At 53.0% G+C, this 23,460-nt stretch carries 28 protein-coding genes, 1 pseudogene and 1 riboswitch; of the genes and pseudogenes, 3 read left to right on the top strand and 26 right to left on the bottom strand.

Annotated elements, in window-relative coordinates:
• Window positions 1-150: 150 nt before the first annotated feature.
• The 16 genes and pseudogenes from PEH01S_RS28355 to PEH01S_RS28280 all read right to left on the bottom strand — a co-directional run bounded on the left by PEH01S_RS28355 (window position 151) and on the right by PEH01S_RS28280 (window position 13,728).
• Window positions 151-381 (bottom strand): anti-sigma-F factor Fin family protein, encoded by a 231-nt coding sequence (locus PEH01S_RS28355; RefSeq protein WP_025846833.1) that lies wholly within the window; start codon window positions 379-381, stop codon window positions 151-153.
• Between the two features lie 112 nt (window positions 382-493).
• On the bottom strand, window positions 494-1,054 hold the full coding sequence (pth, locus tag PEH01S_RS28350; RefSeq protein WP_025846831.1) for an aminoacyl-tRNA hydrolase: 561 nt from the start codon (window positions 1,052-1,054) through the stop codon (window positions 494-496).
• A gap of 160 nt (window positions 1,055-1,214) precedes the next feature.
• On the bottom strand, window positions 1,215-1,841 hold the full coding sequence (locus PEH01S_RS28345) for a 50S ribosomal protein L25 (protein ID WP_127489490.1): 627 nt from the start codon (window positions 1,839-1,841) through the stop codon (window positions 1,215-1,217).
• Between the two features lie 125 nt (window positions 1,842-1,966).
• Window positions 1,967-3,358, bottom strand: a complete 1,392-nt coding sequence (glmU, locus tag PEH01S_RS28340; protein ID WP_127489488.1) for a bifunctional UDP-N-acetylglucosamine diphosphorylase/glucosamine-1-phosphate N-acetyltransferase GlmU — start codon at window positions 3,356-3,358, stop codon at window positions 1,967-1,969.
• A gap of 135 nt (window positions 3,359-3,493) precedes the next feature.
• Complete coding sequence (spoVG, locus tag PEH01S_RS28335; protein ID WP_010501706.1) at window positions 3,494-3,778, bottom strand: septation regulator SpoVG; 285 nt, start codon at window positions 3,776-3,778, stop codon at window positions 3,494-3,496.
• Window positions 3,779-3,900: 122 nt separating this feature from the next.
• On the bottom strand, window positions 3,901-4,287 hold the full coding sequence (locus tag PEH01S_RS28330; RefSeq protein ID WP_025846825.1) for a RidA family protein: 387 nt from the start codon (window positions 4,285-4,287) through the stop codon (window positions 3,901-3,903).
• A 9-nt stretch (window positions 4,288-4,296) separates the two neighbouring features.
• Window positions 4,297-5,142: a pur operon repressor gene (gene purR, locus PEH01S_RS28325; protein WP_025846823.1), complete on the bottom strand. Its 846-nt coding sequence runs from the start codon at window positions 5,140-5,142 to the stop codon at window positions 4,297-4,299.
• 134 nt (window positions 5,143-5,276) lie between these two features.
• On the bottom strand, window positions 5,277-6,131 hold the full coding sequence (gene ispE, locus PEH01S_RS28320; protein ID WP_127489486.1) for a 4-(cytidine 5'-diphospho)-2-C-methyl-D-erythritol kinase: 855 nt from the start codon (window positions 6,129-6,131) through the stop codon (window positions 5,277-5,279).
• A 310-nt stretch (window positions 6,132-6,441) separates the two neighbouring features.
• Window positions 6,442-6,615: pseudogene (locus tag PEH01S_RS28315) on the bottom strand (small, acid-soluble spore protein, alpha/beta type); the annotation flags it as partial.
• Window positions 6,616-6,771: 156 nt separating this feature from the next.
• Complete coding sequence (gene veg / locus PEH01S_RS28310) at window positions 6,772-7,044, bottom strand: biofilm formation stimulator Veg (RefSeq protein WP_010501694.1); 273 nt, start codon at window positions 7,042-7,044, stop codon at window positions 6,772-6,774.
• A 207-nt stretch (window positions 7,045-7,251) separates the two neighbouring features.
• Window positions 7,252-8,136 (bottom strand): sporulation peptidase YabG, encoded by an 885-nt coding sequence (yabG, locus tag PEH01S_RS28305; protein ID WP_127489484.1) that lies wholly within the window; start codon window positions 8,134-8,136, stop codon window positions 7,252-7,254.
• A gap of 81 nt (window positions 8,137-8,217) precedes the next feature.
• The gene (rsmA, locus tag PEH01S_RS28300) at window positions 8,218-9,135 is read right to left on the bottom strand and encodes a 16S rRNA (adenine(1518)-N(6)/adenine(1519)-N(6))-dimethyltransferase RsmA (protein ID WP_127489482.1); all 918 of its coding nucleotides are present in this window, start codon (window positions 9,133-9,135) and stop codon (window positions 8,218-8,220) included.
• Window positions 9,132-9,686: a ribonuclease M5 gene (gene rnmV, locus PEH01S_RS28295; protein WP_127489480.1), complete on the bottom strand. Its 555-nt coding sequence runs from the start codon at window positions 9,684-9,686 to the stop codon at window positions 9,132-9,134. The genes rsmA and rnmV overlap by 4 nt, the downstream gene beginning before the upstream one ends.
• Window positions 9,687-9,795: 109 nt before the next feature.
• Window positions 9,796-10,887, bottom strand: a complete 1,092-nt coding sequence (locus PEH01S_RS28290) for a 3D domain-containing protein (RefSeq protein WP_174807181.1) — start codon at window positions 10,885-10,887, stop codon at window positions 9,796-9,798.
• Window positions 10,888-11,213: 326 nt separating this feature from the next.
• A riboswitch (cyclic di-AMP (ydaO/yuaA leader) is annotated at window positions 11,214-11,404 on the bottom strand.
• 224 nt (window positions 11,405-11,628) lie between these two features.
• Window positions 11,629-12,396: a TatD family hydrolase gene (locus PEH01S_RS28285; protein WP_025846812.1), complete on the bottom strand. Its 768-nt coding sequence runs from the start codon at window positions 12,394-12,396 to the stop codon at window positions 11,629-11,631.
• A 48-nt stretch (window positions 12,397-12,444) separates the two neighbouring features.
• Complete coding sequence (locus PEH01S_RS28280) at window positions 12,445-13,728, bottom strand: HD domain-containing protein (protein ID WP_025846810.1); 1,284 nt, start codon at window positions 13,726-13,728, stop codon at window positions 12,445-12,447.
• Between the two features lie 384 nt (window positions 13,729-14,112).
• On the opposite strand from PEH01S_RS28280, the gene PEH01S_RS28275 reads away from it, so the two are divergent.
• Together PEH01S_RS28275 and PEH01S_RS28270 are read left to right on the top strand one after the other, a co-directional pair.
• Complete coding sequence (locus PEH01S_RS28275; protein ID WP_010501678.1) at window positions 14,113-14,367, top strand: AbrB/MazE/SpoVT family DNA-binding domain-containing protein; 255 nt, start codon at window positions 14,113-14,115, stop codon at window positions 14,365-14,367.
• 233 nt (window positions 14,368-14,600) lie between these two features.
• On the top strand, window positions 14,601-14,906 hold the full coding sequence (locus PEH01S_RS28270) for a hypothetical protein (RefSeq protein ID WP_127489476.1): 306 nt from the start codon (window positions 14,601-14,603) through the stop codon (window positions 14,904-14,906).
• A gap of 252 nt (window positions 14,907-15,158) precedes the next feature.
• On the opposite strand, the gene rsmI is transcribed toward PEH01S_RS28270, so the two are convergent.
• The 10 genes from rsmI to PEH01S_RS28220 all read right to left on the bottom strand — a co-directional run bounded on the left by rsmI (window position 15,159) and on the right by PEH01S_RS28220 (window position 22,633).
• Window positions 15,159-16,052, bottom strand: a complete 894-nt coding sequence (rsmI, locus tag PEH01S_RS28265) for a 16S rRNA (cytidine(1402)-2'-O)-methyltransferase (RefSeq protein ID WP_174807180.1) — start codon at window positions 16,050-16,052, stop codon at window positions 15,159-15,161.
• Window positions 16,053-16,061: 9 nt separating this feature from the next.
• Window positions 16,062-16,835: a tRNA1(Val) (adenine(37)-N6)-methyltransferase gene (locus PEH01S_RS28260; RefSeq protein ID WP_127489472.1), complete on the bottom strand. Its 774-nt coding sequence runs from the start codon at window positions 16,833-16,835 to the stop codon at window positions 16,062-16,064.
• A 100-nt stretch (window positions 16,836-16,935) separates the two neighbouring features.
• The gene (gene yabA, locus PEH01S_RS28255) at window positions 16,936-17,292 is read right to left on the bottom strand and encodes a DNA replication initiation control protein YabA (protein WP_025846806.1); all 357 of its coding nucleotides are present in this window, start codon (window positions 17,290-17,292) and stop codon (window positions 16,936-16,938) included.
• A gap of 39 nt (window positions 17,293-17,331) precedes the next feature.
• Window positions 17,332-18,135: a PSP1 domain-containing protein gene (locus PEH01S_RS28250; RefSeq protein WP_025846805.1), complete on the bottom strand. Its 804-nt coding sequence runs from the start codon at window positions 18,133-18,135 to the stop codon at window positions 17,332-17,334.
• Window position 18,136: 1 nt separating this feature from the next.
• Entirely contained in the window at window positions 18,137-19,114 is a 978-nt protein-coding gene (gene holB / locus PEH01S_RS28245) for a DNA polymerase III subunit delta' (protein WP_025846803.1), read from the bottom strand.
• A 38-nt stretch (window positions 19,115-19,152) separates the two neighbouring features.
• Window positions 19,153-19,599, bottom strand: a complete 447-nt coding sequence (locus PEH01S_RS28240) for a YaaR family protein (RefSeq protein WP_025846801.1) — start codon at window positions 19,597-19,599, stop codon at window positions 19,153-19,155.
• Between the two features lie 17 nt (window positions 19,600-19,616).
• Window positions 19,617-19,946: a cyclic-di-AMP receptor gene (locus PEH01S_RS28235; protein ID WP_010501661.1), complete on the bottom strand. Its 330-nt coding sequence runs from the start codon at window positions 19,944-19,946 to the stop codon at window positions 19,617-19,619.
• A 122-nt stretch (window positions 19,947-20,068) separates the two neighbouring features.
• Window positions 20,069-20,713, bottom strand: a complete 645-nt coding sequence (gene tmk / locus PEH01S_RS28230) for a dTMP kinase (RefSeq protein WP_084159449.1) — start codon at window positions 20,711-20,713, stop codon at window positions 20,069-20,071.
• 138 nt (window positions 20,714-20,851) lie between these two features.
• Window positions 20,852-22,327, bottom strand: coding sequence for an aminotransferase class I/II-fold pyridoxal phosphate-dependent enzyme (locus PEH01S_RS28225; RefSeq protein WP_127489469.1), 1,476 nt, complete (start codon window positions 22,325-22,327; stop codon window positions 20,852-20,854).
• Window positions 22,328-22,435: 108 nt separating this feature from the next.
• Window positions 22,436-22,633 carry a sigma factor G inhibitor Gin gene (locus PEH01S_RS28220; protein WP_127489467.1) on the bottom strand — a complete coding sequence of 66 codons (198 nt, stop codon included), beginning with the start codon at window positions 22,631-22,633 and terminating at the stop codon, window positions 22,436-22,438.
• A 181-nt stretch (window positions 22,634-22,814) separates the two neighbouring features.
• Here PEH01S_RS28220 and PEH01S_RS28215 point away from each other — a divergent pair, with 181 nt between their 5' ends.
• Complete coding sequence (locus PEH01S_RS28215; protein WP_127489465.1) at window positions 22,815-23,357, top strand: hypothetical protein; 543 nt, start codon at window positions 22,815-22,817, stop codon at window positions 23,355-23,357.
• The last annotated feature ends 103 nt before the right edge of the window (window positions 23,358-23,460 follow it).

The following is a 23,460-nucleotide window of genomic DNA, read 5'->3' as shown; positions in this document are numbered from 1 at the left end:
AGAAGTCCCGTGAATAAGCTGCAGTGCGGGCGTAATCGCTTCTGAAGCAGCGAATCGGAAGGGCGATCCGCCCGCGCAGCGGCCTCTTATTCACCGGACTTTAGGCCGATCCTTAACCAAAAAGCCGGATAGCCGAAATGCGAACAACCCCTATTGCAGAGGATTCGCGAGGAGCGAGAGCTCGGGATTGGCATCCAGCGCTTCCTTGCAGTAATCGCAAACCACCTTGACGGTGACATCCCCATTCGGGTTATACGATATTATATCTCTCCGCTCCTCGGGGGTCAAGAAATGGAACCCGAGTTGAAACTCGCTCACTTCCCCCTGCCGGATTTCTCCGATCAGGGTCTGGCAATGACGACAAACATATTTCAGGGCCATCGGACTTCCTCCTCCCGCTTGCCTTGCCAAGCGCCGTTTTTACTTATTATGGCCGGGATGGGAGGAGATTAGCCTTCAGGCTAACGCTTTTTCTTGGCGAAAAGAAAATGGCTCAGCCGTTGAATTTGGCCATCGTCTTCTCGAACGGATGCTCGAGGATATGCTCCATGGCGTCCACCGTCTTGTCGAGCAGCCCGGGCATATGCTGAAACTCTTCTTTGCTAAACGGGCTCAGCACATAATCGGCAATGTCTCTGCCGGGGGCGGGCCGCGAAATGCCCATTCGAATACGCTGGAAGGACTGCGTGCCCAAGTGGGCGATTGCCGACTTAATCCCGTTATGCCCGCCCGCGCTTCCTTGATAGCGCAGCCGGATTTGCCCGTAGGGCGTATCCAGATCGTCGTACACGACGATCAGGTCCTCGATGGCCGCTTTGTAAAAATCCATAAATGCGCGGATCGACTCTCCCGACAAGTTCATGTACGTCTGCGGCTTCAGCAGATACACCTTCTGTCCCGCGACATGGCCTTCTCCCAGCAGCCCTTTGCATTTGCTTTGCGTAATTTTGATGCCGTGCTTATCGGCAAAACGGTCCAGCGCCATAAAACCGATATTATGCCGTGTCGCTTCGTACTGCCGCCCCGGATTGCCGAGACCCACAAACCATTTCAACCTGACCTGCCCCTTTCAACTCCATGGGGTGAAACGATACCCTAAACTTATCATAACCGAAAAAAACGTCCTGCGCCAATTTCGCGATAAGCGGCAGGGACAGCAAAAGCGGACACAAAGAAAAAGCGCATCGATCCAAACCGATACGCTCTTTTCTAAGTTATGCTTCGGCCTTCTCCGCGGTCTCGGCGGCTTCCCCGCCTTGAGCGGCCGGAGCTTCCTCCTCCGGCTCGGCTTCTTTCTGCGGCGTCAAGATCGTGGCGAGCACTTCGTGCTCATCCGTCTTCACCTCGACGCCTTCCGGCAGCTTGAGCTCGGATACGAGCATGCTTTGTCCGATCTCAAGGCCGCTGACATCGACTTCGATAGAGGCCGGGATATGCTGCGGCAGGCAGCGGATCTCGATTTCGTGATGCTGGATTTGCAGAATCCCGCCGGCCTTAACCCCCTCCGGATCTCCGATATATTCCAGCCGGACCGTCGTCTGAACCGGCTCGTCCATATTGATTTGATGAAAATCGACATGCAACAGCTCGCGGCTCAGCGCATCCCGCTGCACTTCGTTGATCATGACCGGCTGCTTGCCAAATTGCGGAACGTCCATGTCGATAACCGCATGCGGATTCGTCTTCAGCAGCGCAAGCAGCTCCTTCTGGTCGATGGCGATCGGCGTCTGCGTCACTTTTTTTCCGTAGACGATGCCCGGGACTTTTCCCTCGGCCCGCAGCCGATTGCGGTCGCCTTTCGTCCGGCCTGTCCGAGCTTCCGCTTTGAGCGATGTAGCCATAAGAAAACCTCCTTCAATTTGGGCGAAGCCCTAGCTTCTTACTACTTTACCCAATTGAAGGAGGTTCGAAACATCGCTCGATTTGATTTTGCGGCAAGTTACTCTTCCGTTATGCCGCTAAGCTCTTACTTTTTTGCCTTTTTCACCGCAAATTTGGTGCGAAGTTTGTCGGCGTAGCCCGGCTTGTTGACCTGACGTTCCCGGGCAATCGCCACGTCGCCGTCCCCTACTTCGTGCGTAATGGTGGAGCCGGCCACGACATAAGCTCCTTTGCCGACTTTTACCGGAGCGATGAGGTTGACGTTGCTGCCGATAAACGCATCATCCTCCACTTCGGTCAGCTGCTTGTTGAATCCGTCATAGTTGACGGTAATCGCCCCGCAGCCGAAATTGACGTTCCGGCCAATGACCGCATCGCCGACGTAGCTTAAATGCGACACTTTCACGTCATCCGCGAGCTTGGCATTTTTGATTTCGACGAAATCGCCGATTTTTACGTTTTGACCGAGGTCCGCGCCCGGCCGCAAATATGCGTATGGTCCTACGGACGATCCGGCGCCGACGACCGCTTCCTGAAGCACCGAGTGCTTGACCGTGACGCCGCTGCCGATCGTGCTATCCGCGATATCCGCTTGCGGTCCGATGACGCAGTCTTCGCCGATCGCCGTTTTTCCCCGGAGCACCGTGCCGGGCAGCAGGACCGTATCCGCTCCGATCTGCACATCCGCTTCAATATACGTGTTTGCCGGATCGATGATCGTCACCCCGGCGAGCATGTGGCGGCGGTTAATCCGCTCGCGCATCGTTTGCTCCGCCACGGACAGCTGCAGACGGTCGTTGACGCCGAACGACTCCGCCTCGTCTTCCAGCACGTAGCCCTCCACAATCTGCCCCTGGCCGACCAGAATGCCGATCACGTCTGTAATGTAGTATTCGTTCTGCGCATTGTCGTTGTTCACAAGCGCCAGCGCTTCGAACAGCTTCCGATTGTCGAAGCAGTAGGTGCCGACATTCGTTTCCTTGACCAGCCGCTGCGCCTCGTTGCAGTCCTTCTGCTCCACGATCTGCGTGACGTACCCGCGCTCGTCGCGGATGATCCGTCCGTAGCCGGTAGGATCGTCAACAACCGCCGTCAGCAGCGTGGCCGCCGCGCCCTTCTCCCGGTGCAGCTTGATCATTCCTTCGAGGGTGCTATCCGAAATCAGCGGCGTATCTCCGTAGATGACAATCGTCAAGCCGTCCTCCGCGGCCAGCAGATCCTTGGCCTGAAGCACGGCGTGGCCTGTCCCGAGCTGCTGCTCTTGAAGCGCATATTCGACCCGATCGCCCAAATACGCGCGAACGGCTTCCGCTCCGTGACCGACAACAACGACTGTACGAGAAGCTTGTATATTTTCCAATGCGGTGACCACATGATCGACCATCGGTTTTCCGCATACCGGGTGCAGCACTTTATACAGTTTCGATTTCATTCGTTTCCCCTGACCTGCAGCCAGTACGATCCCCATGATGTTCAAGTTTCGTCCATCCCCTTTTATCCAATGGTTGTTTTCTTTTTATGATACGGGTTCTGTCCGCGAAACGCCAGTCCCAATATATCCTGCCCCAGGATAAAAGAAAAGAGAGCCTTTTGGCCCTCTTCATAGATCATATTAAGCTCCTTCTTCAATAACTTCCTCTTCCGTTGCGGCACGCTCATATTCCGCTAACACGGCCGCTTGAATTTTCTCGCGGGTTGAAGAGGAAATCGGGTGAGCGATATCTCTGAATTCTCCGTCCGGGGTCCGCTTGCTAGGCATGGCCACGAACATGCCGTTGTTACCGTCAATCACACGAATGTCATGGACTACAAATTCGTTATCGATGGTAATGGAAGCAATGGCTTTCATTCTGCCCTCGGAGTTCACCCTGCGAAGTCTGACGTCTGTAATTTGCACTTCTGATTCACCACCTTTTTCCATCTTGGAGACATGAACTATAAATTCCACATTTTAGGGCAAATTCCTGCTAAATCTCTAAAGTTTTTGAGCAATTTTATAAATACTTTATAAATTTGAAATTATTCGACACTTAACGCCGCAATAAGCTCGATTTCGACAAAAACGTCCTTCGGCAGTCGTGCAACTTCGACAGTTGAACGCGCCGGTTTGTGGTCTCCGAAGTATTCTGCATAGATTTCATTCACCTGGGCGAACTGATTCATGTCTTTGATAAACACCGTAGCCTTGATGACGCTCTCGAATGTTGCCCCCGCTTCCTCCAATACCGCTTTCAAATTGCGGAAGACCTGATGCGTCTGCTCGGCAATGCCGCCTTCGACAAGCTGGCCTTCGGGATTAAGCGGAATTTGACCGGAGGTAAATAACAGATTGCCGAATTTGATCGCTTGTGAATAAGGACCGATAGCGGCAGGCGCCCGGTCCGTGGAGATACGTTCTAATGTCATATGCATTTGTCACTCCTCAATTAGATTAGAAACCTCTTCTTGAAAATAATTGCCCGGCTCGGCCGTAATCTGACGCGTCTTCGGGTCGACGGCCGACAGCTTGGCGAGCGAGACGTAATCCTCGACCAAATGCTCCTCGACTTCGCCCGATTCGACGAATACGCCGACGCCTTTGACCGTGGCCTTAAACTCCTGCAGCAAGTCCATCATGCCGTGAATCGTTCCGCCCACCCGCATGAAATCGTCGATGATCAGCACCTTGGCTTCTTCCTTGAGCGCCCTTCTGGACAAAGACATCGTCTGGATGCGTTTGTTCGACCCGGATACGTAGTTGATGCTGACGGCGGATCCTTCCGTCACTTTATTGTCGCGGCGCACAATGACGACCGGCAGGTTCAAATAGGTAGCGGTGGCGTAGGCCAGCGGGATGCCTTTCGTTTCCACCGTCATGACTACATCGATATCGTTCCCCGAAAAGGCGGAAGCGAACATTTTGCCGACTTCATTCAAAATCATCGGCTGCCCCATAATATCGGACATGTACAAATACCCGCCCGGCAGGATGCGTTCCGGCTGCTCCAACTGGCGGCACAACTGTGTGATAAATTGCAATGAATGCGATTTCGATACTTTCGGTATGAACTTGACGCCGCCGGCTGCACCAGCGAGCGTCTGAAGCTCCCCAAGGCCTTCCTCTTCAAACACTTCTTTAATGATGGCCAAATCTTCGCTGATGGACGATTTGGCGGAGTTGTATCGGTCTGCGAATGTCGTCAAAGGAATCAGCGTATGGGGGCGGATCAGCAAGTATTGGGTCATCTCGACCAATCTTGCGCTTCTTTTTAATTTCTTCATGAGCGTTCCCCCTACACGTCGGATAAATAGCAATAAATCCGAATAATATATTGTGAATATACCATTTTTATACGTATTTATTCAAGCTGCCCATGCAAAAGATGATGACACAAACGTGACACTCATTGGCTCCTTTACGTAAGCAGGCGGACAGCGAACACATCCTTGCAAAATCCCCTCAGCCCATTGTAAATGCGCGGAATTTTCGTTTCCTTGGATACGAGCCCGAACACCGTCGGACCGCTGCCCGACATCAGCACGCCCTCCGCGCCCAGCTTGATCATGACTTCCTTCAGCTGGCGCACTTCGGGATACAGGTCCAACGTCACTTCCTCCAGCACGTTGCCCAGCTCGCTGCACAGAAGATCGAACCGCTTCTCGCGAATCGCCCGAAGAACCCTTTCCGTTGACGGATGCTTCCGGATTCCCGCGGCGTTCAGCTTGCCGTATATTTCCGAGGTAGACACGTTGATCGGAGGCTTGGCCAAAATGACCCAGCATTGAGGCGGCGATTCGATCGGCTCTAGCTTCTCTCCCCGGCCGCGTGCAATGGCCGTCCCTCCCGTCACGCAAAAGGGCACGTCCGAACCGAGCTCCGCTCCGAGCTTCTGCAGCTCGTCCGTTCCGATCCCGAGCCTCCACAGCCGATTCAAGCCGCGCAGCGTCGCCGCGGCATCGCTGCTCCCTCCGGCCAAGCCCGCGGCGACAGGGATCTTTTTGTCCAAATGAATATATACGCCCTGCTTCACGTCGTACCGGTCTTTAATGAGCCGGGCGGCCTGAAAGGCAAGGTTCTTTTCGTCGAGCGGGATATACCCGGCTTGGCTGGAAATAATGATCGTATCGCGGGGCAGCTCCTGCATCTCGATACGGTCCGCCAAATCGACCATGGTCATCACCATTTCGACCTCATGGTAACCGTCTTCACGCTTATGTAAAACATCCAGCGACAAATTGATTTTTGCCGGCGCTTTCTCAAACACTTTCATGTCGACACCTTCTTTGCACCTGTCTGTCATCCCGTTAATCGAAGGCATGATGCCGTTCATCCTAATACTATACCAAAAGCGCTGCAAAAAAAAGCTAAAGCTCCATAATGGGCGCTCTAGCTTGAGGATTCTCCGGAAACGAAGGTCCGGGTTACGGCGCGAAGGAGCTGTAGCCCGTTTGAACCGGATTTGGGGCAATCGCATAAGCAGGCGGCAGCCCGGCGTAAGGCGGTTGACCGTAAGGCACGTAGGGCTGAGAAACAACCGGCGCCGGGCGAAATTGTTCGCGTACCGGTGCAGCCGCCGATTGCTGGTTCGCCAAAGCCTGCTCGGCGATCTGGATCGCGCGCTTGACCATGTTGCCCGCATCCTTCGTACGAATACCGCCCCAGCCGTCCCGCTGAACCGTCTCATAGAATCCTAAATCTTTAGCCAGCTCGTATTTGAATGATTCCGACATGACACCCCGACTTCTGCGTCCCATATCGCGTCCCCCCTCATTAACTATGATGGTTTCCGTACGATCTATTATGCGCCTGACGCAGCAGAATCATACGGTCTGCAGTCTTTTCCAAGGAAAGGGGAAGCTTGCTATCCAATAAAAAACGGCTGACCGTCTATACGGCCAACCGTTATGTACTTATTGATGTATCGTAATCCGTACTTCACCGTCATCGCCATGCACAGTCACTTCGACGGATTCTGTCAGGATGTCTGCGTAGCTGTAAGAAACACGCTTGAATGCATGCTGCTCCTGATCCAGCTTGACAATAAAAACGGAAGGGTAGGTTTCCTCCAATACACCGGATCGTTCGATTGTCTTACGGCGACCACCATTCGCTTTTAACATAATCTTCTGTCCGACATGAGGTTCCAAACTACGTTTGATCTCCAACAGCGCATTTTTTGCCATTGACCACTACCACCTCTTTCCTAAACGATTATAACGCAACGACAGTAGTATGTCAATTTAAGCCGAATATTATATCAGCCATACAAAGCGGTTGTCAACGGATTTTTTCCTTAATTTGATGCGGTATTCCAAAAAAACGAGAGCGGCTCGTTCACAAAATTGTAAATAATTGGTTGAACAGACAAAATAAAAAGCACCTTTCGGCGCTTATTTACGAATCGCGTATTCAATTCGGGGAACGCCCCGCCGATAGCTCCCGCGGGATTCGATACCGCCCAGCCCTTCCAAGCCGCTGTGTGTCAACCCGATGACATCGACGATATTCACCGTATCCTTAATCGGGGTAAAAGCTACCTTTGCCGCGATGCACAGGGGATCAAGCGCGTGAATCAACACGCGGGCCGGCGAACTGGCATAATTGGCCCCGGCCTGCATCAATGCCTCAAAATGCGACTGGCACGCCCCTGCGACGATCGTCAGGACATCGCGGTTTTTTTCGAACTGACGGGCCACACGAACGGCGTTGACGAAATTATGCGAGTTTTTGTAGCTGGTGAGCTGGGTAATATCTCCATACGTTCTCCAGCGCTGCTTCAGAAGGCCGTCGTGACCGGTAATGACGACAATATCCGGCTGCAGCTGGGGCAGCAGGCGGTAAAGCGCATCGGCCATATTGGCCTCGGCCACATAATAGCCGTCCGCCGGAACACGGAGCTCATTATAGAGAAGCATGCATTTGCGCAAATAGTTCGGGTCGCCGTCCAAATGCAGTACTCTTCCAGGCAATTCAAAGTATGCCGGCCGCGGCTTCGAGGATTCGGCAGGCTCCGTGCTTTGCCATCCGTCCGACTGCGCCTGCGGAGCAGCTCCGGCTCCAGAACGTCTCATTGCTTCCAGCCATTTGGGACGCATCGCCCCTAACGCCTCAAGGGGATCGATCTGCGGGGCCATCTCCAAATCCCGGATCGGGGCATCCGCCAGCAAGCGAAGCTCCACCCCGCGCAATATGGCCTGCTGCTGCCGGAATTCATGAATTTTGAATACAACGTCACCGCCATACGACTTCCGAGTGACCAGGTCTCCCTGCTTCATGGCTGCATCGCCTCCTCGACTATCGTATGGCGGATATGGGCATTTGGTGCAGGTACAATCGCCCGCTGTCTTCCGGAACGGCTAGCCGTTTCTCTTCAGCGCAGCGGCCAAATGCCGGCTGAGCACGCTGTACTCCTCGATCGACAGCGTTTCCCCGCGGCGTGACGGTTCAATGCCGGCATTTCGGAGAATTCCTTCCAACTGGCCTTTCGTCTCCTTCGTAAAATATCTGGCAGCCAGGTTGTTATAAATCGTTTTGCGGCGCTGCACGAAGCTGGCTTGAACGACATCGAAGAAAAAGCTCTCATCCTCCACTTCCACCGGCGGACGCTCGCGCACCTTCAATTTAATAACGGCGGAGTCGACGTTCGGCTGCGGGATAAATACGGTGTGGGGCACGATGGTGACGACTTCCGGCTCGCAATAATATTGTACGGCGATGCTGAGGCTTCCGTAATCCTTGCCTCCGGGCTTCGCCGCCATCCGGTCGGCTACCTCTTTCTGGATCATCACGACGATATGCTCCAGCGGAAGCTTTTCTTCCAGCAGCTTCATCACAATGGGGGTCGTTACGTAATACGGCAGGTTTGCCACGACGCTGACCTTCGATACGTCGCGAAAATGAGTCTCGAACAGCTCGCGAAGATCGGTTTTCAGCACATCTCCGTGGACGACGGAAACGTGAGGATAGGGCTCCAGCGTTTCTTTCAGCATCGGCAGAAGCCGCTGGTCGATTTCGACCGCCACGACCCGGCCGGCCGTCTTGGCAAGCTGCTGGGTGAGCGCACCAATCCCCGGTCCGATTTCCAAGGCTCCTTTACCCGAATCAAGCTCGGCGGCAGCTACGATTTTGGTTAAAATATTTTGATCGATCAAAAAGTTTTGCCCCAAGCTTTTTTTGAGCGTGAAGCCGTACTTCTGAATAAGCTCCTTGGTCCGCTTCGGCGAAGCGATATCCTCGGCAGCTTGTCCGGACCGTTGTCCGTAATGGTCTGTCATGAGCTTGCACCCTCTTCTTTATCCAAATGCTGCCTGGCCGCCTCGAACTCTTCCCGCGAAATTTGAAACATCCGGCAGCGGTTGTAAAACTGTTTGCCGTTGCAGTACCCGATCCCGAGCCGTTTCCCCATTTCCAGCCGTCTGGAAGCCGCTTCCGGGTGGACGATGAGTCCCGCTTCGATCAGGTCTTCCCAAGCGATGGCGGATTCGCCCCTCATCCCATCCGTCCGCACGTTCGCCAGCGCCTCGCGGATCGCTTCGACGGAGGCATTTTCGACGCCGATGTCTCCGCGGCTCGTTGCGGCTTCTTGCGTCAGGAAGGCATGCTTGCAGCCCGGTACTTCTTTGGCGATGATTTTGCGGATACGCTCGCCGGCATGGTCCGGGTCTGTGAATATGATGACGCCGCGCCGTTCCTGGGCAAGCCGTATCCTTTTCAATATGTCTTTATTAATCGCGGAGCCGCCCGTTTCGATCGTTTCCGCTTCCACCGCCCGCTTAATGGCGACGGTATCGTCTTTTCCTTCCACAACGATGATTTCCTTAATCATATCTTTTCGTCGTACCTTCTTTCGTAAACAAGAGAAAAAGAAGAGGGACATCGCCGTACCTCTTCTTCATCCGTTCTATATATGATGAGTCTGCCCTAATTGCGTATCCTTAATCGACCGACGGCTTTTTCGGCCCGATGACATACACCGTGTAGCCCTTCTTCGAACCGAAACGGTTGGCGTAGTCGCTGCTGTCGAAATACACGTCGATCACATTCCCTTTCACCGCGCTGCCGGTGTCTTCCGCTCGGCGGAAGCCGATTCCTTCGATATATACCCACCAGCCCATCGGGATCACTTTGGGGTCTACCGCAATTGTGCGACCTTCCATTACTTTCGTGCCTGAAGAAGTTACCCCGTACTGCGGATGCCCGCTGCTTTTTCCTGTCGAGTCGGCATCGGCCGAGTACGCTGTAAGCTTCACATTGTTAATCACTTGCTTGTATGCGAACTTAACCCCGTTTTTGGTCAATTCGTCGACGTTCGGCGAAGAAGCGGATAAAATAGTGACCGGATTTTTCGTTCCGACGGCTACGATTTTCTTAATGCTTTGCGCTTGCACCTGTTGATCGACGACATTCTCGGCGACGAGTGCCCCGTCCTCAAACAGCTTTTCCTTTTTCTTGAGCAGAACGCCCTCTTGTCCTTCTTGTACAACCTGTTCCTTGCCCTTGAGCAGCTGCGGCTCGTTCTTCTTTACCGTCTCGAACGGGATCGGTTCTTTCACTTCTTCAATTTCTTTCTTTACGCGAACCACTTTGATCGGCGCGTTGTCCGTGATTTCCGTCGTCAAAGCGGGGGTTACCTTATCGAGCTCGCCGAGCGTGATTTTCAAATCCGCCAGTGCGGTCTCCACCGTTTTCCCTGTCGTATAAACGGTTTTCGTCTCTCCATCTGCTGTCAATTGCACCGGCTTTGCCTTGTCGATCGTAATGCGATCTCCGGATTTTACCGAAGCTTGAAGGGAATGCGACACCCGGTCGTATTCTCCAACAGCGATGCCTTGCTCATCCAGTATGCGTTGTAGAACCCCTTGCCGGGTCTGGAACGTGCGTTCCTGTCCGTCTACAACGACTGATACGCGCTTGGTTGCCGTACCGTGATACATCAGTAAGAACATGAAAGTCATAGCGAATGAAATGAGGGCAATAATCGATATCATACGCAAGTTTTCATGCTTCCATCGCAATGCGAAGGACATGCTGGATGATCGTCTTACATGGGGTTGCTCATGGTTCACAGCGCCCACTTGTTCGGTCCTCCTTAAAGCCCCGCCATCCGAGTGTTATGCATGATTTAATCTGACGCGACTATGGTAAAATGGTTTGATTGCCATTCCAACAATTGTATCTGCTGCCATCAGAACTTACTTGCCTGCGGCGGCCACCTCCTTCATCTTGTGTTGTTTAAACCGGCTCCGGTTAATATCCCAATGGACGGGAGAACACAAAAAAAGTCAGCGGAGAAGAGGAACCTTCCCGTGACTTTTTCATTTTGGCCAAAATGAAATAAAAGCTCACGACAATCGTTACCTCTCTCTGGACGCTTACGAGGTTAGCTGACGGATTCGGACTTGAGAGTCGCCCTACCCCAGTACATGTTTCACATGCACGATGAGGATTCACCCCTAAAAAAACACCACAGCGGTCAAAGCTGCGCCTTAACTGCCGCGATGCGGTTCCCCCGTTTCCCTTTCGGAAACTCAGCGATGTTGGATTTTGGTAATCGTTATGAAGTTATTATTGAGTGTACGATGGGAGGACCAAAGTTGTAAAGTATACAAACTTCGAAAAAAAGGATGGTTTTGGATCGATTCCAGCCGATTCAAGCGAAATCGATCTCAAAAACCATCTTTCTCTTCGCAAGTCGTATGTTTTTATATATTTTTCTTCGATTATCTCGATTCGAAAGAAAATCGGCTTGTCCGAATCTGTGTATTTATTCACGTTAAGCCAAAAAGCCGGATAGCGTTCGCCGTGGTGATTTCACCCAATTGTTCCAAGGATATCCCTTTAATTTCGGCAGCCGTCTCGGCGACCAGGCGCACATACGAGGACTCGTTTCGCTTGCCCCGATACGGATGAGGAGCCAGATAAGGCGCATCGGTTTCGATCAATAAACGGTCGAGAGGCACCTTCTCGAGCACTTCCTTCGGCTGTTTCGCATTCTTGAACGTGACGGGACCTCCGAACGAAATATAAAAGTTCATATCGAGGCACATTTTGGCCGTCTCCCAGCTGCCGGAGTAGCAATGCATGACCCCTCCAACCTCGGCCGCTTTCTCCTCGCGAAGCGTTTGCACGACGTCATGATGCGCATCGCGGTTATGGATGACGATCGGCAGGCCGACCTTTCGCGCAAGCTGAATCTGCTGACGAAATACGCGGTCCTGTACGTCTCTTGGAGACGTATCCCAGTAATAATCCAAGCCGATTTCCCCAATAGCGACAACTTTCTCATGCCCGCACAGCGACTCGATCCAATCGAGATCCTCCGGCGTCATGTCCTTCGCATCGGTCGGATGCCAGCCTACAGTCGAGTAAATAAAATCGTATTGTTCCGCCAAAGCGATCGAGCTCGGGATCGTCTCCCGGTTAAAGCCGACATTGACGATTCGACTTATTCCGCTTGCGCGTGCGCGCTCGATGACCTCCTGTCGATCTTCATCGAACTGCGGCGCATTCAAGTGAGCGTGTGTATCGATTAGCATGTTTTTCTCCTTATATCATGATCTGGTTGTAAGAGCAGGCCATAACGGTTAAATGTCGAGAAGTTTTCGAAGATTTTTATCCAATTTGTCAGCATGGTTCAAAAGCAGCTCCCGCGGGTAATACAAATGGTATTTTCCCATATGAATGCCGCTGATGGAGCGGACAATTTCCGATTTCCGCGATATTTCCGTCAAAGTATCCCGCGAGTCAAGCAGCAGAATAGGAAGCTTCTCATCCTGTTCGCCCGGCCTGTACACATCATACGATAGATCGGAAGGAAAATCGATGTCCAGGTAGTAGTCCGGATCGATGCCGAAGCTGCGCATTTGATCCCGCAGCCGCTCGATTTGCCGGGCGTCGATTTTCTCGAGCGTCACATATTTGAACAGCCGCCGCTGCAAGAAACGGGTACATAAGTCGGAAAGCACCGGGTCCTCTTCGAAGGCCCATTGCATCAGCACCGTCTGCATAAACGCCTCATCCATTAAAAAATGGTCGTGGACCGTCATTTTTTGCCGGAACAGGTTCGGTAGCGGATGTAATAAGAAGCGGAATGCAAAGCCTTCCTCATGAAGGTGCTTCGCTCTTTGAAAAATGTTGTGAAGCAATACCTCGGCGCTGCGGGTCACCGGGTGAAAATAGACCTGCCAATACATTTGGTACCGGGACATCAAGTAATCCTCCACCGCATGCATGCCGCTTTCTTTTACAACAATATGGCCCTGATACGGGCGCATGACGCGCAAGATGCGTTCCAAATCGAATGTGCCGTAATTCACGCCGGTGAAATAGGCATCCCGCAGCAAATAATCCATCCGATCGGCATCGAGCTGGCTCGATACGAGGCTGACGACGATTTCCTGATTGTACGTTTTAGCGATCACGCCGGCCACCTGCTGTGGAAATGTAGGCGATACGCGCCGCAGTACCCGGTTCACTTCCGTATCTCCGAGAACGATGCGGCACGACCATTCCTCGTGGTGGGTTCCGAATGTTTTCTCAATCGAATGAGAGAACGGGCCGTGTCCGACATCATGCAGCAGCGAAGCGCAGAGGCACAGCAGCCGCTCCTCCCGCGGCCAGTCCTCATACTTGTTGCGCTCGAACTGCGAGATGATTTTGCGGGTAACCTCGTACACCCCGAGTGAGTGGGAAAATCGGCTGTGCTCCGCGCCGTGAAACGTCAAAAAGCAGGTGCCGAGCTGGCGAATTCGTCTGAGACGCTGAAACTCCTTGGTGTTGATCAGGTCCCAGATCGTCTGGTCTTGGACATAGATGTATTTGTGCACGGGATCCTTGAATACTTTCTCTTCTTGAAGGGGAGTGGTCATGAACATCCTCCTATCGGCTCCGGCTATTTTTTCGACAATACTCTCGTAAAAAGAAGATAAATTTTGTCGAAATTTGTCGAATACGAGCTTCCATTATTATGTTTTCTTTTTTTATCTATACTTCAATGATCTGGTGATAAACCCTTTCTTCGTTCGGGGAGTATTATAAAAAACAACGATTTTCTCGCTTTTGACCGTTTGTTTTTACTGAATTTTGCATAACACTCCTCGTATACCATAAAATAACAAGGAAAACTCATATTTTTTAGTTGACTATTTTGGGAATGGTTGGTATCATATGTGTAAAGAAATGTCGAAACATGACGATTAATCTTTTGAGACACCAGACTTCATTATGTAACTTCTTAGAGAGGGGAATTTTTTATGATGAAATCCACCGGTATTGTTAGAAAAGTAGATGAATTGGGTCGTGTCGTTATTCCGATCGAATTGCGCCGCACCTTAGGCATTGGTGAAAAAGACGCTTTAGAAATTTACGTTGACGGCGAGCGCATCATGCTGAAGAAATATGAGCCAGCCTGTATCTTCTGCGGCAACGCTGAGAACGTTTCCTACTTCAAAGGAAAAATTGTTTGCCATGAATGCTTATCTGAAATGCCAATACCTGTGACAAAATAAAAAAAATAGGTTATAATAGAGATAGCACAATTAACTTTGGTAATTCTAACCTTTTTCATATCTCCTCTATATCCCTGATTCGTGGTTGTCCGAATCGGGGATTTTTTTTGATCTCTTTAAGGAGGGCTCCATCCCCCTAAATCCCCCTTCCTAAGGGGGACCCCAGGGGCCGCAGCCCCTGGACCCCGCAGGCACTTCGACGCGGCTTCAGTGCAGGGAGCGCGTCCGTCTCCATGCGAACCCTGCGGGTCCGGCATGCAGACACGCTTCACGGCGGCGCTCTTACGAAGCGGTGCATGCGCACACGCCGGCGCTTGGTAGGCCATGCCTGCTATAGCCCGCATCGAGGCAAGCCTCGACAGCTTTCGTTCGGGCAGAGCCGGGACGCACTCGACCGCTCGTGCGCCGGAGAGCTCGCTGCTGAAGCAGCATCGCAAAAAGGGCTGCTTAACTTTGAGAACGTAAGACAGCACGACCACAAGAACGATACTACAAGCGATGGCATAAGCCGGATTCCACCGGCGATACTGCAAGCGTGATACCCCAAGCGGAAGAAGCTCCGTCAACTTTCACCAACACAGTACACTGATCATTCGATCATGAACCCCATCTTATAAAACTTCCCCGTTCGTTGTAACGTGCACGAACACTGAACTGCTCTCAGGACGCCGACGTTCCCTTCTCATCGATTCGCGCAACACTTATAAGTCTTATTACCCCATTTAGCCCTAGGCCTAACATCTTGTCTCTTCTATTATATAGGAGGCGCAGCCGTTGTAAACTATTTCCTTTTAGCTGCCTTGGTGAAGCAGGTTGTACAGCTCGCGCTTCGGAACACCCCGGTCTTGGGCGGCGCGGCGCAAAGCCTCTTTATGGTCGAGGCCGTCGGCCTCGTAGCGGGCGACATGCTCCGCTGGGGATAAAGAGGCCCACCACACGGCTTCGCCCGATGCCTCCGCCTCCTCCGGACTGATGCCGCGAAGGATCAGCACATACTCGCCTTGAGGCGGATGCTCGTCCAGATGGTCCAAGCACTCGCGAATCGTGCCGCGAACGGCTTCCTCGTATTTTTTGGTCAGCTCGCGAACCAGGCAGATTTCCCGGTGCTCGCCGATCGTTTCGGCCATAGCCGTCAGCGTCTTCACCAGGCGGTGCGGGGACTCGTAGCAGATCACCGTGCCGGGCTCGCGCTTCAAAGCAGCAAGCTCCCGCTCGAGGGGCTTTTTGTCGCGCGGCAGAAACCCGACGAAGGTGAACCGCTCGGTCGGCAGTCCCGACATGATGAGCCCGGACAGCGCGGCGTTCGCCCCGGGGATGGGGATCACGGGGATATCCGCTTCGATAGCAAGGCGGACCAGATCCGCGCCCGGATCGCAGATCGCAGGCAGGCCGGCGTCGCTGACGAGCGCGATGGAATCGCCTTCCTGCATGAGCCGGATCAGCTCGGGGCCGCTGGCTTGCTTATTGTGCTCGTGGTAACTAACGAGCCGGGTCGAAATGTCGAAATGCGTGAGCAGCTTGCGCGTTTGCCGGGTATCCTCGGCGGCAATCCACTGCACTTCGCCAAGCACCCGAACGGCACGGTAAGTCATGTCCTCCAGATTGCCGATCGGCGTGCCTACCAGATAAAGACTGCCTTGACGGCGGCCGTCGTTGGCGTAGCTTTTTTGAACGTTCACGGACATCGATTCCTTCTATAATGTATTGGACGGATCGGCGAGCGCAGCGCGGCGGCCATAGTAGACTTCCATCAGCTCATCCGTGTATTCCGTCTCATTCTTATAAACAATCAGCGGCGGCAGCATGCGAACCTCCGGTTTTCCGTCGCGAAGCGCTTCGATGAGCACCATATTCGCTTCGGCATCCGCCCGGGGATGAACGAACCGGATTCGTTTCGGCTCCAGCCGGTATTGCCGCATCGTGCAGCAAATATCGACCAAGCGGCTCGGCCGATGCACCATGGCGACTTTGCCGCCGCTGCGTACCAGCCGGCTGCTCACCCGAACCACATCGTCCAGCGTGCAGAACAGCTCGTGCCGGGCCGCAGCTACGTGCTCATTCACATTCTGATCCCCGTTCGGGACAGGCAAATACGGAGGATTGACCGTCACCAAATCGAAGGTCCCGTTTCCCAGCTCGGCAGGAGATTGACGCAAATCACCGTGCCGAATGTCGATTCGCTCCTCCAGCCCGTTCAGCTGCACGTTCCTCCGGGCCATATCCGCCAACCTTTCTTGAATTTCCACGCCTGTAATGTGCGCTTTCGTCCGGGTGGTCAACAGCAGCGGAATGACACCGTTGCCGGAGCACAGATCGACGATCCGCCCTCTCGGCGACACTGAGCAAAAGCGCGCGATCAGCACCGCATCCATCGAAAAGCTGAAGACTTCGTCGCTCTGAATAATTTTCAAATCGTGCGTAAGCAAATCGTCGATTCGCTCGCGCTCATAAATCGGGACTTGTTCCAAGCCAATACCTCTTTCTGCCAGTTATGATGTACCATAAGTTAAACTTTCTTTACTCTTCAAAAAAAACCGTAGAAGAGCCATTCTCCTCTACGGCGCATCGTTATTTATTCAAAAATGACATGCAGAACAAGCAGTCGCCTTCCGTACGCAAATGTCCATAATAGACATTGCAAATGTGAAAGCCTTCGTGATAGATGCGTGCCAAATTGTCATAGCCTTCACCGGTCGTTTCTTTCATCGAAACAGGGACGCTCGCGCCGGCGGCTTGAAGCATGGGCAGCAGCGGTTCCGCATCTTTCTTCAGCAGCTTGCGCAGCTGCTGATTCTCGATGCCCAGCCGCTTATTCTCCTCCAGCAGCTCGATAATCTGCCGTTTGATTTCGCCAAGCTCGGCATACAGCGTGCCCATCTGTTCTTCCATTTGATCGATTTGTACGAATATATCCCTTTTATCCACGCTTTTCTCTCACCTCAAGCTGCAGCAGCAGCGACTGGCTTAATGCTGCTCCACTACATCATCCAAAGGAAGATCCATCACTTTTTTCAAATCGAAAATTTGCACCTTCGCCGTACGCTCCCCGACATTCAACGATACTACGCGTCCGTTGCCGAACGGGGTAATCACTTCGCTGCCTACGCGGGGAAGATCGTCCTTGGCGCTTTCGTAATTATCATGCTCATATTTGAGGCAGCACATTAATCGTCCGCACAATCCGGAAATTTTCGTCGGATTGAGCGACAGGTTCTGGTCCTTCGCCATTTTGATCGAAACCGGCTCGAAATCGCCCAGAAAGGAAGAACAGCACAGGATACGTCCGCAAGGCCCGATGCCGCCAAGCATCTTGGCTTCGTCCCGTACGCCGATTTGGCGAAGTTCGATCCGCGTCCGGAAAATGCTGGCCAAATCCTTGACCAACTCCCGGAAATCGACCCGGCCTTCGGCCGTAAAATAAAAAATGATTTTGTTCCGGTCAAATGTATACTCAACGTCTACCAGCTTCATGCGCAGCTGGTGATCCCTAATCTTGTCCTGACAAATAGCAAACGCATTTTTGGCCGCTTGCTTGTTATCCTCAACAAGCTGTGCATCCTGCTGGTCCGCAATGCGGATGACCTTCTTCAGCGGAAGCACCACATCCGATTCGCCTACCGTTCTTCGGCCTATGACTACCCGGCCGTATTCGACTCCGCGCGCCGTTTCGACAATGACGGCACTGTCTTGATCAATCGGCAGATCGCTCGGATCGAAATAATACACCTTGCCCGCCTTCTTGAAGCGGACACCTACCACGGAGAACATCTTACACCCCCTTGAGCCGCATTAATATATGTTCCAGCGCGAGCTGGGGATTGGCATGGGACCGCAATCGTTTCTGCGTCTCCACCGCCTGCTCGAGGCAGGCGATCCAGTGCTCCATCGAATAAGACAACGCTTGCTGCGACATCCAGTCCAGTTGATCCGTGTAGATCAATTCTTCGCGGCTGCCGAGCTTGAGCTGCACCATATCCTTGAGCCACAAAATCAGCATATCCATGAAGCGCGGCAATTGTTCGGAAAACTCGCCCTTTGCCAGCTTCTGCTGAGCGGTCAGCATCGCCGATGGCAATCGAGACAAACTCTCCCTTGCTAATTGTATCACCAAATTTCGGAGTTCTGCAAACCCATTTCCTTGAATCAGCTCGCGCGCCGCCTCCGGTCCTGCGGCTAAATTCACCGCCGCTTGAACGAGGACGGGCGGATGTCCTTCCTGCAAAAGCAGCTCCTTCATGCTGCTTCGCCCCATTGGCAGAAAAGGAATCCACTGGGAGCGCGACCGGATCGTCGGCAGCAGGGCTTGTCCGTTGTCCGTAATCAGAACCGCGACAACCTGCGAGGTCGGTTCCTCCAAAAATTTCAGCAGGCTGTTCGCCGCCTGCACGGTCAGCTTATCGGCATCCTCCAATATATACATTTTGATGTTAGAGGCCGACGCGCGATAAGCAAACTGCTTTTGAAGCTCCCGAATTTGATCGATTTTGATCGAAGCGCCATCCGGGACGATCCAATGCAGGTCAGGATGGTTACCATGCTCGACCTTGCGGCAATCCAGGCATTCCCCGCAGGCATCGTCCGGAAGCACCTTGCAATAAATCGCTTGGGCGAACGCCCGGGCCATGGCTCTCCGCCCGGTCCCGGGCGCCCCCGTAAATATATACGCGTGCGAAACTTTGTCAGTCCGAAGGCTGTTTTGCAGCATTCGTTTGACTCGCTCCTGCCCTGTAATCGATTGAAAAGACATGACGGTCTGCATTTCCTTTCCAGATCGGCTGCTTCGCTTTAAAAAAACAAGTTAATCAGCATTCCGCGAATTTCGCCGATTTTTTGCAGCAGCTCGATACGTCCCTGTTCGCTTTCCACCAGCTCGTCCGCCAGGCCGAGCAGCTCGGCATCGATTTCCTCCAGCAGCTTGTACCGCTTCGTCCGGCCCCTGCGGTCCCAGCCCCGCGTATCGCGAAGCTGAACTCCCCGCCGCGCCGTCTCCTCCAGAAACTGCTTCACAAGCAGCTTATACTGCCGGAGCTCGCGTACCGTCATCGATTTGGCCAGCCGTTGACCTTGCAGGTCAATTTGCTGCAGGATGCGCTGAAGCTGCTCCCGGGTTGCTCTTTCTTCATGCTGCTGCATCGTATCGGAGAACGACATTTTTTGGAGCTGCTGGGAGGACGTATTCTCGCTGCGAACCACTTCATTGCCGAAAGGGCGCCAACCCGGGTTGATTTTCACTCGGCTCGACCTCGTTTCTAGAAATGTTCGAACCGCTCGACCGGAAGCACGAATACCGCCGCCCCGCCAACTTGAACTTCGACAGGGAAAGGAATATACGAATCCGTCGTTCCCCCCATCGGGGATACCGGGGTGACCATTTGCTCTCTGATTTTGCAGTTCGCTTTAATGACTTGCAGCGCTTCGTTAACACGCTCATCTTCCGTACCGATCATAAACGTCGTGTTTCCGGCGCGTAAGAATCCTCCCGTGCTCGCCAGCTTGGTTGCGCGAAAGCCCTCTTTGATCAGCGCGTTCGACAAACGGTTGCTGTCCTTATCCTGCACAACGGCGATAACCAATTTCATGCATCCAGCCTCCTTTGCCAAAGGAATGTTATCCGTCTTCCTACCTTAAATAATTAGACAAGCGGTTGAAAAATTCCTTCATTTATATATAAACATCTGTAGAAGGAACTGTATCTATTATATCATACTCGCTTGGGGAGCTTTTGGTTCAGCATTTGCCCAATATCCTCGATTACCTTGTCCAGCTCCCGTTCCGCATCCACCCGCACGACACGCTCCGGAAACCAGCGGAGTACCTGCAAATAACCTTCCCGCACTTTGTTATGAAACGTCATCGACTCCAGGTCCAGGCGGTTCACTTCCCGTCCCTGATCGGCGCGAATCCGGGCCAGCCCGATCTCCGGACGAACGTCCATAAACACCGTCAAATCCGGCATCCAATCGCCGATCGCAAACCGGTTAATAGCAAACACCTCGTCCATGCCAAGCTCGCGCGCATACCCTTGATACGCCAAGCTGCTGTCGATAAAACGATCACATACGACGACCTTGCCGGCTTCCAGCGCAGGAATGACTTTCTCCGCCAAATGCTGCCGTCTCGCGGCCGCGTACAATAACGCTTCCGTACGCGGATCCATCGCCGTATTGTTCCGGTCGAGAACGACCGAGCGAATCTGCTCGGCAATCGGAATGCCCCCGGGCTCCCGCGTGGATAACACCTCGTGCCCCCGCGCCTTGACTTGCTCTAGGATAGCATCGATCGCAGACGTTTTGCCTGCGCCCTCTCCGCCCTCTACCGTTATAAAAAAGCCTCGTTTCACATGCATGTCTCCTGTCCTGTAGTGACTCGGATAGCGGTTGCAATCCGTTTCCCCGCTCTATAGCGAGCTTCTTCTCTTGATGCCGCGGGAACAAAACTCCGCCTATTTAAAGCTATTGATGCAAGCGCCTTTATCGCTAAGTGATTACCGCATTTCCAACACTGGGACGGTACCGCAGGCGGTCACATCATGCCCGTGAAAACGCGACCCCAACGCAGCAAGCCGCGTTAAATGCGCCGCCGTCCGTTCGGTAATCCGCTCCCCCGGATAAAGAACCGGAATGCCCGGAGGATACGGCACGATCATCTCGGCCGCGAGGCGGCCTGCGCATTCGGCTACGGGGACCATCACCCTCGTCTCCGTCGCTTCGTGGATAGCTTCCCAATTGAACGTTACCGGTTCGGATATCCGCTGCTCCGCGGCTTCGGTCTCCCATGATCCCGGCTTCGTCTCGCTTCCTTCGTCCCATGTTTCTTCGTCTATCCGCCTCAGCGCTTCAATAAGCTGCTGCGCAGCTTCTTCCGTGCTCGACAAGCTGAACGCAAGCAGAACATAGGTCGGGTCCGACAGCTCCGGATAACAGCCCTGCTGCTCCAGACGCTCCTTTAGCGCAAAACCGTCAAGACGCCCTGACGCATCGTACAACGCCACCTTAAAAGGGTCCTGACGACAACCGGCCTCAACCATGCGTTCCGTCAAAGCTCTTGCATGCCACCGCTGATGTCCGCTCAAATAGGTTATTACCCTCCGAACAACCGACAGACCTCGTTCTATCCGTTCCCCGCCGTCTTCCTGCAGCATCCGCCGGCTGAGGTCCAGGCTCGCCATAATCGGATAAGAAGGGCTCGAGCTTTGCACCATGGCCAGCGCCTTTCGAACGGCGCTCCGGTGAATTCGCGGCCCCTGCACGTGCAGCATCGCCCCCATCGTCATCGCGGTCAACATTTTGTGGGTGGACTGCACAACCGCATCCGCCCCGCAGCTTAAGGCCGAGACAGGCACATCAGGGTGGAAACCAAAATGAGCCCCGTGCGCCTCATCCACCAGCAGCAGCTTCCCCCGGCCATGCAGAAGGGCGGATAACGCCTTCAGATCGCTTGTAACACCGTAATAGCTCGGATTGGTCACAAGCAGCCCCTTGGCCTCAGGATAGCGATCCAGCGCCTGCTCCACATCTTCCGCAGCTACTCCCATGCTCAGACCGCTCTCCGGATCCCACATCGGGGAAATAAACACCGCCTGCGCACCCGCAAGCATCATTCCGTGAATAACGGATTTATGCGCATCCCGCTGTACCAGCAGCAGATCCCCGCGGCGGCAGGTCGCCAAAATCATCGCCAAATTTCCCGCCGTACTCCCGTTTACCAGAAAAAAAGTTTCGTCCGCCCCAAAGCACGCCGCAGCCAATGCTTGGGCTTCCTTAATCGCTTCTTCCGGATGATGAAGATCGTCAAGTCCGGCGATCTCCGTTCTATCGAGTAATAAGATCTGCCGATAATCCGACTCCGCTTCGGCATATCCTTGCGCTTCCGACTTATGGCCGGGCACATGAAAGCTGAGCGCGCCCGATTCCCGGTGTGCCGCCAATGCTTCGTACAGCGGCGCTCTATGCTGTGACACCTTGTTTCCTCATTTCAAAAACAATTTTAGCAGTATTGTACCAAACAAAAAAGCCCGCTTCCATCCCTAGCCGAGATAAAACGGAGCTTGCTTCTATTCGCTTGCTAATCAAGCATTCTTTTTATATAAAATCTGCTTCATCTGGTGTATGAAAAAAGGGTACTTGGCATCATTGACTTCCGTGTGGACCATTTCATTCTCGCAATCCTCGCATATGAATTCGGATATGATTAGGATGCCGTTTTCTTTGGTTTGCCCGCAAATGATGCAGGATGGCGTGAAATCGTGGTGCATCTCGTCGCTCATGTTCGATTCACCTCTACTTCTTTTCTAGCAGTATGCCCAATTCTCTTAAAACTCAAACCTTTCCGCGATATTTTTGTGGAAAATCCATGTTAGCCCGTGACAAACTCAACATTTTCCTGTACCCTACCGATATATGTAGTGAATTTTCATTTTGTTCATCTAGTGAGGATTGGGGCTTATTATGCCAAGAGACCGAACATTGTCCAAAGATTCGACCATCTATACCTATCGGCTGCTCAAACGGGTACATTACAAGCCGATTTTGTTTCAAGTCTATTGGATTTTGACCGTTAGCCTTTTTATTGGGGCCGCTATTGCCATTTCTTTTGTGTCATTACCGGCGGGGTTGATTGGCGTGCCGGCCGGCGTGATCGGTATAGCGCTCGTCCAAACGCTTCTGCTGCGTCTCCTGCTTCGAACGAAAGAGAAGCATGCTCCTCAAGCTTGGAGCTGGTCCTCTAGGCTGCCTTGGTTCGGTTATGCGCCGGAAACGTATATCGCTATGACCAAAGTGCGCCGGCTCCATTTCCATGTGCTGTGGATCGTCTTGGTCCTGCTGGGATGCCTCTATCCGTGGCTCTCGCCATCGCTCCTCGGCTTTCTGGTCTTCGTTCATCTCTGGCTTTTGATTCCGCGCCTGATCATCATTTTCCTTCTTCGCAAGCACAGTTCATCCGGCTATTTAAAAATAAATGAGAACGACTCGTCCTGCTATGCCCAGTAGGGCGAGTTTTTTGCATAATCTTATACATGCAAAAGACCCTTGCATCTCCAACTTGGATAGCAAGGGTCTGATTATTCCCTGAAAACTGGAACGAAACAAAGCG

The sequence above is a fragment of the Paenibacillus ehimensis NBRC 15659 genome, from assembly GCF_004000785.1.
Taxonomy (GTDB): domain Bacteria; phylum Bacillota; class Bacilli; order Paenibacillales; family NBRC-103111; genus Paenibacillus_G; species Paenibacillus_G ehimensis.
This window is presented reverse-complemented; position numbering and strand designations above follow the sequence as displayed.

What these genes read in the sequence shown, in the direction of transcription:
- PEH01S_RS28355 (WP_025846833.1), bottom strand. Translation starts at nt 381, where the DNA reads ATGGCCCTGAAATATGTTTGTCGTCATTGCCAGACCCTGATCGGAGAA.
- PEH01S_RS28345 (WP_127489490.1), bottom strand. Translation starts at nt 1,841, where the DNA reads ATGGCTACATCGCTCAAAGCGGAAGCTCGGACAGGCCGGACGAAAGGC.
- PEH01S_RS28330 (WP_025846825.1), bottom strand. Translation starts at nt 4,287, where the DNA reads ATGACATTAGAACGTATCTCCACGGACCGGGCGCCTGCCGCTATCGGT.
- purR (WP_025846823.1), bottom strand. Translation starts at nt 5,142, where the DNA reads ATGAAGAAATTAAAAAGAAGCGCAAGATTGGTCGAGATGACCCAATAC.
- ispE (WP_127489486.1), bottom strand. Translation starts at nt 6,131, where the DNA reads ATGAAAGTGTTTGAGAAAGCGCCGGCAAAAATCAATTTGTCGCTGGAT.
- veg (WP_010501694.1), bottom strand. Translation starts at nt 7,044, where the DNA reads ATGGCAAAAAATGCGCTGTTGGAGATCAAACGTAGTTTGGAACCTCAT.
- yabG (WP_127489484.1), bottom strand. Translation starts at nt 8,136, where the DNA reads ATGAAGCAGGGAGACCTGGTCACTCGGAAGTCGTATGGCGGTGACGTT.
- rsmA (WP_127489482.1), bottom strand. Translation starts at nt 9,135, where the DNA reads ATGACAGACCATTACGGACAACGGTCCGGACAAGCTGCCGAGGATATC.
- rnmV (WP_127489480.1), bottom strand. Translation starts at nt 9,686, where the DNA reads ATGATTAAGGAAATCATCGTTGTGGAAGGAAAAGACGATACCGTCGCC.
- PEH01S_RS28290 (WP_174807181.1), bottom strand. Translation starts at nt 10,887, where the DNA reads ATGTCCTTCGCATTGCGATGGAAGCATGAAAACTTGCGTATGATATCG.
- PEH01S_RS28285 (WP_025846812.1), bottom strand. Translation starts at nt 12,396, where the DNA reads ATGCTAATCGATACACACGCTCACTTGAATGCGCCGCAGTTCGATGAA.
- PEH01S_RS28280 (WP_025846810.1), bottom strand. Translation starts at nt 13,728, where the DNA reads ATGACCACTCCCCTTCAAGAAGAGAAAGTATTCAAGGATCCCGTGCAC.
- PEH01S_RS28275 (WP_010501678.1), top strand. Translation starts at nt 14,113, where the DNA reads ATGATGAAATCCACCGGTATTGTTAGAAAAGTAGATGAATTGGGTCGT.
- PEH01S_RS28270 (WP_127489476.1), top strand. Translation starts at nt 14,601, where the DNA reads ATGCGAACCCTGCGGGTCCGGCATGCAGACACGCTTCACGGCGGCGCT.
- rsmI (WP_174807180.1), bottom strand. Translation starts at nt 16,052, where the DNA reads ATGTCCGTGAACGTTCAAAAAAGCTACGCCAACGACGGCCGCCGTCAA.
- PEH01S_RS28250 (WP_025846805.1), bottom strand. Translation starts at nt 18,135, where the DNA reads ATGTTCTCCGTGGTAGGTGTCCGCTTCAAGAAGGCGGGCAAGGTGTAT.
- holB (WP_025846803.1), bottom strand. Translation starts at nt 19,114, where the DNA reads ATGTCTTTTCAATCGATTACAGGGCAGGAGCGAGTCAAACGAATGCTG.
- PEH01S_RS28235 (WP_010501661.1), bottom strand. Translation starts at nt 19,946, where the DNA reads ATGAAATTGGTTATCGCCGTTGTGCAGGATAAGGACAGCAACCGTTTG.
- tmk (WP_084159449.1), bottom strand. Translation starts at nt 20,713, where the DNA reads ATGCATGTGAAACGAGGCTTTTTTATAACGGTAGAGGGCGGAGAGGGC.
- PEH01S_RS28220 (WP_127489467.1), bottom strand. Translation starts at nt 22,633, where the DNA reads ATGAGCGACGAGATGCACCACGATTTCACGCCATCCTGCATCATTTGC.
- PEH01S_RS28215 (WP_127489465.1), top strand. Translation starts at nt 22,815, where the DNA reads ATGCCAAGAGACCGAACATTGTCCAAAGATTCGACCATCTATACCTAT.